This is a genomic window from Okeania sp. SIO2F4 (assembly GCF_010672385.1).
In the GTDB taxonomy this organism is placed as follows: Bacteria; Cyanobacteriota; Cyanobacteriia; order Cyanobacteriales; family Microcoleaceae; genus Trichodesmium.
The window spans coordinates 1-6571 of the sequence record NZ_JAAHGT010000538.1; the positions used below are offsets into that span (position 1 = coordinate 1).

Consider the following 6571-nt stretch of genomic DNA (forward strand, 5'->3'; position numbering starts at 1 on the left):
GTCACAGAAAACTAGATTGGAAAAAATTAAAAAAATATATAAAGGAAAATCCGGAAGTAAAATTAAAACTCATAGCAGAGAAATTTGGAGTCAGTACAACGGCAATCTGGACTACCCTGAAAAAAATGAAAATAACTAGAAAAAAAAAAGAACTTCGTTATCAAGAAAGAAATAGAGAAGAAAGAATAAAGTATTATAGAGCCTTGAGAGAATTAATAAAAAAAAAGTTTAGTATATATTGATGAATCAGGATTTGAAGAGATAAGTACTTGTATTTATGCTCGGTCAAAAAGAGGTAAGAAAATTTATGGAGACAGACAAAGAAAGCGAGGAAAAAGAGAAAACTTAGTAGCAGGGAGAAGAAAAAGAAATGCATGACTTAATTGCCCCAATAATATTCACAGTTGGTTTGAATGCAGAAGGTTTTGAAGGATGGTTATCACAATATTTATTACCATCATTAGAAATTATCGAGCGTCTTAATCATGGATAATGCTCCAATCCACCGCAAAAATGTAAGAACGAGAAATGGTAGAAGAGGCAGGGCATCAAGTAATATTCCTTCCCAAATATTCTCCTGATTAAAATGATATTGAACATGATTTCAGTGCATTAAAGAAAGCCAGAATGTATGCTCATGCACATAAATCTTTAGATGAAATTATCCGTGATTATTGTGTAGCTTAATGTCTCACTCTTAAGTTAAATAACTATAAGTAGTTGTGCTTTGAGGAATTTCCTAGTTGAGACAGAGAACACTTACTTTTCTGGAGATGTCTAATAATTAACACAAACTAGCTAATAGTTATCAAAAAGGTCATTTTGTCGTATTAATTACTTAATAATTGAAATCTTACCCAACCATAGTATTATTTTTAGGAATTTGTATCATACCAATTTAATTTAACCAATTAAAAAAAAGAATGTTATAAATGCTTTCAAACTTTAGATTTGAGTCAATAAAATCTTACTTTTGACTTTTTACTTCACTTGGAACAACTAACTTGATACGATTTTATGCTTAGACAAAAATCCTAGTTTTTCTTATCAAAATAATTGGGTTGCGCAACGCCGCCTCGATCGGCAAAACGTTTTTGGAGCTTTGCTCAAATCGCCGTTACAAAAACAACTTCTGTAGGGGCTTTCCGGCCGTTCGCCCCTACTGACTTCTGACTTCTGATTTCGTTAACTTCCCTATCTTCCCGGTCTCATATTTAGAGAACTTAAAAAGTCAATTAGGATATTTTTAAAGTTACTAAACTTCCCTTGTAATTAAGGTAATTTAGTATTAAAATATCAAAATTATTATGGGTTATACTGCTTTTTTAAAAAAGGTATTTTCATCTAAATAAAGTCTTAAGAATAATCAAAATATCCGAAATATAGACTTATATAGTTGGTAGCTAAACTTGTAATTAAAAATAGTTCAGAATATTTATGCAAAATAACATCAAGCAAAGGCCAAATTATCTAAGAATATTAACAATTGCTTCTCTATCTTTATTAGGAAGCCAAATGCCAAATATTGCTAAGGCAGACCAGTGGACTCCAGCAATTAACGGCACAAATGAAATATTAATTGCTCAACAACAAGAGGTTTGTCAGCTTCAGTCTTCACCAGCAGATAACCGTCAGGGTGTAGATTTTCGAGATCGACCAGGTAGTGGTAATAATATTGCCTTTTTTAATAATGGAACTCCTGTAACAGTCATCAATAGGTCGAATGACGGACAATGGACGCAAGTGACAGGACCTAATAATGCTCAAGGTTGGGTATATACTCCCTATCTACAAAATTGCGATACACGCTCTGCTTCACAACTACCCAATACAGGTAGTACGACAGGTGGAATACCCATTGGCACAATGTGTCAAGTTACAGGTTGGCCTGACTCCCCTAATATTCCAGTTCAAGATTTTCCCAATCCTCGAAGTAACCCTATGCCCTATGTTTTTCAAAAAGGTACTCAACTACAAGTTACACAGCCACCAGCAGGGCAACAGTCTCAAACAAAGTGGGTTTACGTTAGCTCTACGGCCAATCCCCAACAAGTAGGCTGGGTATGGAAGCCTTATATTCAATGTAAATGACATTCTCCCAACGCTGACCCAACCTCACGATTGAGCATTCCTGCCCCCACGCCACTTGTCTAGGTCATAGACCCCCGACAGACCGACTTGACAGGCTGTTTCAGTTCCCCAGAGTCCCTGGGCTACTACAGTCTCTAATCCACGATGCAATACTATCTCTGCTGCTGCACAATCCCGGTGAGTCCGATACCCACACTCAGGACAATGATACTCTCTGATTTGCAGTCCCTTACTGACAGTAGTAAAGCAGTTGGGGCAGGTTTGGCTCGTGCCGTTGGGATTGACTTTGGCAAAGTACACCCCACGCTTCCAACAGACCCATTCTGTCAAAGACAAAAATTGTCCAAATGCGGCATCTACACAGTCTTTTTCCAGCATCCCTCGCGTCAATCCTTTGGTCTTGAGGTCTTCTGCCAAAATAGTTTGCGCCCACACAACTTATGTGCGGTTTTCAGGTGAAAGTCTTTGCGACAGTTAGCAATGCGATGGTGGATTCTGGCTACTTTCGTCTGTGCTTTCTCCCAGTTTTGAGAACCCTTCTGTTTTCGCGCCGCTCTGCTTTGCAGCAATTTCAGCTTGCCTTGCATCGACTTGAAAAACTTAGGACGCTCTTGAAAGCTGCCATCCGAAACAGTCAAGAATCGCTCCAATCCTAGGTCAATTCCAATTGCCCGACCGTAAATCGGAGGGTCAGGAACCGACACTGCCTGTGGATGAGTAACCGCCGACGGTTAGGGACGTTTCGCTGCGCGACATGAAACGCATTTTTGTTATGCAACGTCCGTATACATCAATTTGTCACCCTATGTGACGCTTTGTATCAGTTCGATCAAGCAGTCCATTTATCCTGACGCTCACCGTTCCGGTAGAGCGCGGGACTTATAGCTCCCCGAACCCCTCATAAGTTAAATTTTATTTACAAGAATTGAACTTCTGACTTCTGACTTCTCCTATACTTCCTATTTCCTTTGATTATCAAAAATCTTGCCCCTAGTGCCAAATAGACCATAAAATTAATTATTACTGAAAATTTAAGGCTGTGCCATATAGGCCATTGTCCGGTACAGGGAGAATAAAATTATGACTAATCGTCCAATAATCCTAGGTATTGTGGGTGATAGTGCTGCGGGTAAAACTACCTTGACTAGAGGAATAGCTCAAGTATTAGGGCCAGAAAATGTCACTATTATCTGTACAGATGATTACCATCGCTATGATCGAAAACAACGAGCTGAAATAGGTATTACTGCCCTCCACCCAGACTGTAACCATCTTGATATAATGCAGCAACATCTAACCCTGCTGCGTACCGGACAACCAATTCTCAAACCTATTTATAATCACTCAACTGGAAAATTTGACCCCCCAGAATATATTAAGCCTAACAAATTTGTGATTGTTGAAGGACTACTGGGTTATTCGACTAGGGGGGCAAGGGATTGTTACGATGTGAAGGTGTACCTTGCACCACCAGAAGAATTAAGGGCGAAATGGAAAGTAAAACGGGATACGATGAAACGTGGCTACACTGAGGCACAAGTTCTGAAAGAGATGGAAAAACGGGAAGTAGACTCGGAGGCGTTTATCCGTCCCCAACGTAAGTGGGCAGATGTAGTTGTTACTTTCTATCCTCCTTCAAATGATGAAAATAGCTCTCAACTTCATGTACGCTTAGTGCTTAGACCAACTATTCCTCACCCAGATTTTCTAGAGATTATTGGTCAAGGTAGTCCTAGTTTTCAGCCAGCAGTCCGTTTGGGGTTAGACCGGGATATGGGTAAACCAGTGGATGTTTTAGAAATTGATAGTCATGCTACTAAGGAACAGGTAAATGAGTTAGAGATAATTCTCTGTCAAGACACGCCTTATTTAAAAGATTTTTGTTCGCCGAAAGGAAACCCAGATATTGGTAAGTTAGTTGGTACAACTGGGGAGTTGCTTCAGAGTTATCCTCTGGCTTTGACTCAGTTGCTTGTTGCTTATCACATGATTAAGGCAACTAATATTTATCAGTAATAGGGAATAGGGAGTAGGGAGTAGGGAGTAGGGAGTTTAGGATTTTTACTAATTATTGAAAATTGCTATAGTTAGCACTTAGCTATAGTAAACTTGTTATATTTTATTTGACAAAAAAAGTAGTGTTAGTAGAGTATAAATCTAAGTAAATAAGGTGTTCCTATCCAAACTCGGATGATTTATATTGAACAAAAAAACTAAGTTCAACAATTAATAATTAACAATTAATATTACTTCTTCTCTATCAGAAGAAGATTGGGTAAACAGATTTTTTTTCTTTTTTCTCCATTAATGCAGAGGCTTTATGCCTTAATTTTTCGGTACATAGTTTAATAAAGATTTAACATTTAATGTTACCTATCGATCATATTATACGGGGTGGTATATAAGTCGATTTTGAACTATAAATTTATGCTAAATAAAATTTCCCCTGAAGAATTTTATGATAATTTAGCTGCCAACTATGATGATGTGCTAAAAGACTCCAAGTGTAATGTACAGTATCTCAATGAGGCAGCTAAAATATTTCATAAATATAATTACCATCAAGGTAGTATTTTAGATATTGGTTGTGGTACAGGTTTTTTGAGTCAATTATTGCAGGGAAATTTTGAATATACAGGTATTGATGTTTCGGCTAAAATACTGGAATATGCAGCTAAAAGGGGTTATAAAACTATTCAAAAACCTATAGAAAAGGCTTTGCCTGAGATTGATTCCCAGTCCTAGGATTTTGTTTGATCTTTAAGTGCATTACTGTTGCTTGAAGATGCTAAAACAGCTATGGAGCATATTTATCGAATTGCTCGTAAGGCTATTCTAATTAGTCTGGATGAACCGGTAGAGGAATATATTAAAAATTTTGTTGTGCCAGTTTACGACCATTCAAAAATGGTAATTGAAAATGCTATCGAAGATTATTTTATATTAGGTTGGACTTATTCAACTACTGGTATTCCTATCCAAACTCCCATGATTTATATTGAACAAAAAAATTAAGGTAACTATAAATTAGTAGTGATTTTTGCAGTTTATCTTCTAACAAGAATAAAGAGTAGACTGAGGAAATCACTACTTTGAAAAAAGTGCCCTTACTTACAGCACTTTTCAGATTGATGAACCACATCACCACAACCAAAATCCTGTAGGGGCGATTCGCGAATCGCCCCTACTACTGAAATGAAAACCGCTGTAAAAAACAAAAGGTAATATTGAAGTCGGAGCGGGTATCATTTCAGGACCTCGTAAATCTAATAGTTGCACAAGAATTAAATAGGCGATCGCCAAGGCGATAGAAATTACCCCAGTAATAATAGCCACAATTTTTCCACGATCCATAATTTTTTACTCCTGAAATTATATAATCATAATAATTAAAAAAATTAGCTTTTTGTAGGTTGGGTTGAGGAACGAAACCCAACAAACCCCTTTTGTATGTCGGGTTGCCCTACTGCTTCTTCATGTTGCGGAGCAAAACCCAACCTACTAGACCGACATAGCTACAATAGTACATTGTATCATTGGGGGGCGGGTTAATTTTATTTCTGGTTAAGCCTCAATATTAACGCGGAACCCGCCCCTACTATTGCCACATTTTGGTGTGTCATACCACTACAGTATTATAACTTTATTAATTAATAGACATCTGCAATTATAAAAAATAAAATCAATTATCGCGCATAAATTATCAATTATTCTCCTCCTAGGAGGTAGGGGTGATTAACTGTTGAATGAAAATTGTATAAAGTATAGCGCTACTTGAATCGGGAATAGGGAATAGGTATGGAGGGAATAGTAAACTGTTAAAGGGTTTCAGGATGCGCGAAATGTCAAGAGCCTTAATGCGTAGCGCTATAGTTGCTATTTGTAGAAAAATGTTGTAATATTAACAGGTAATAACTTAAGATGAATTATAGGGAGTGAATGCGACTGGTTGACAGACATATTATTAACCGAACACATCAGTATTGGCGAGTTTGTGATGAGTTAGCCTTTAAGTCGAAAAACTTGTATAATTTGGCTAATTATTATTGTCGTCAGCATTTTTTCACTTTTCTCAAAAAGTCTGGATTTAACTAAACTGTACCACGCCACCAAAGATAGCGATGCCGATTAGCATTACCAACTAAAGTATCAAAACAAATAATCAAATGCTTGATTGCAACTTGGCGTGGTTATTTTCACGCTATAAAAGAATGGTCAAAACATCCCTGTAAGTTTTTGGGCAAGCCCAAAATACCCAAATATAAGGACAAAACCAAAGGTAGAAATGTAGTTATATATTCAAAGGAATCAGTCTATAGAGCAAGTTGGAAAAATGGTATTTGTCACTTATCAATGAGTGAAATCATGCATACCTGTAGTTGTGGATACTGTAGTTGAAGTCAGTTGGGGTACCTGCCACTGGTTGCTATATAATTGAAGTAGTATATGAAAAAACATCCCAACCACGGATGGAGTCCAC

7 protein-coding genes and 1 pseudogene are annotated in these 6571 nt (G+C 37.2%); 5 read left to right on the forward strand and 3 right to left on the reverse strand.

Features of this window, described 5'->3' with window-relative positions:
* Positions 1 to 687, forward strand: a pseudogene (locus F6K22_RS26875) (IS630 family transposase); the annotation flags it as partial.
* A gap of 750 nt (positions 688 to 1437) precedes the next feature.
* Positions 1438 to 2091 (forward strand): SH3 domain-containing protein, encoded by a 654-nt coding sequence (locus tag F6K22_RS26880; protein WP_293105131.1) that lies wholly within the window; start codon positions 1438 to 1440, stop codon positions 2089 to 2091.
* A 24-nt stretch (positions 2092 to 2115) separates the two neighbouring features.
* Here the strand turns inward: F6K22_RS26880 and F6K22_RS26885 are convergent, their stop codons facing one another.
* Both F6K22_RS26885 and F6K22_RS26890 read right to left on the reverse strand, forming a co-directional pair.
* Positions 2116 to 2526 (reverse strand): RNA-guided endonuclease InsQ/TnpB family protein, encoded by a 411-nt coding sequence (locus F6K22_RS26885; RefSeq protein ID WP_293105133.1) that lies wholly within the window; start codon positions 2524 to 2526, stop codon positions 2116 to 2118.
* A complete protein-coding gene (locus F6K22_RS26890; RefSeq protein ID WP_293105136.1) occupies positions 2478 to 2795 on the reverse strand; it encodes an RNA-guided endonuclease InsQ/TnpB family protein in 318 nt (105 codons plus the stop codon). Before F6K22_RS26890 ends, F6K22_RS26885 begins: the two co-directional genes overlap by 49 nt.
* 376 nt (positions 2796 to 3171) lie before the next feature.
* Here F6K22_RS26890 and F6K22_RS26895 point away from each other — a divergent pair, with 376 nt between their 5' ends.
* The 3 genes from F6K22_RS26895 (at position 3172) to F6K22_RS26905 (ending at position 5106) form a co-directional block, all read left to right on the forward strand.
* On the forward strand, positions 3172 to 4107 hold the full coding sequence (locus F6K22_RS26895; RefSeq protein WP_293105138.1) for a phosphoribulokinase: 936 nt from the start codon (positions 3172 to 3174) through the stop codon (positions 4105 to 4107).
* A 411-nt stretch (positions 4108 to 4518) separates the two neighbouring features.
* A complete protein-coding gene (locus F6K22_RS26900) occupies positions 4519 to 4836 on the forward strand; it encodes a methyltransferase domain-containing protein (RefSeq protein ID WP_293105141.1) in 318 nt (105 codons plus the stop codon).
* Between the two features lie 30 nt (positions 4837 to 4866).
* Positions 4867 to 5106 (forward strand): hypothetical protein, encoded by a 240-nt coding sequence (locus F6K22_RS26905; RefSeq protein ID WP_293105144.1) that lies wholly within the window; start codon positions 4867 to 4869, stop codon positions 5104 to 5106.
* Between the two features lie 126 nt (positions 5107 to 5232).
* Here the strand turns inward: F6K22_RS26905 and F6K22_RS26910 are convergent, their stop codons facing one another.
* A complete protein-coding gene (locus F6K22_RS26910; protein WP_293105147.1) occupies positions 5233 to 5445 on the reverse strand; it encodes a hypothetical protein in 213 nt (70 codons plus the stop codon).
* Between the last annotated feature and the right edge of the window lie 1126 nt (positions 5446 to 6571).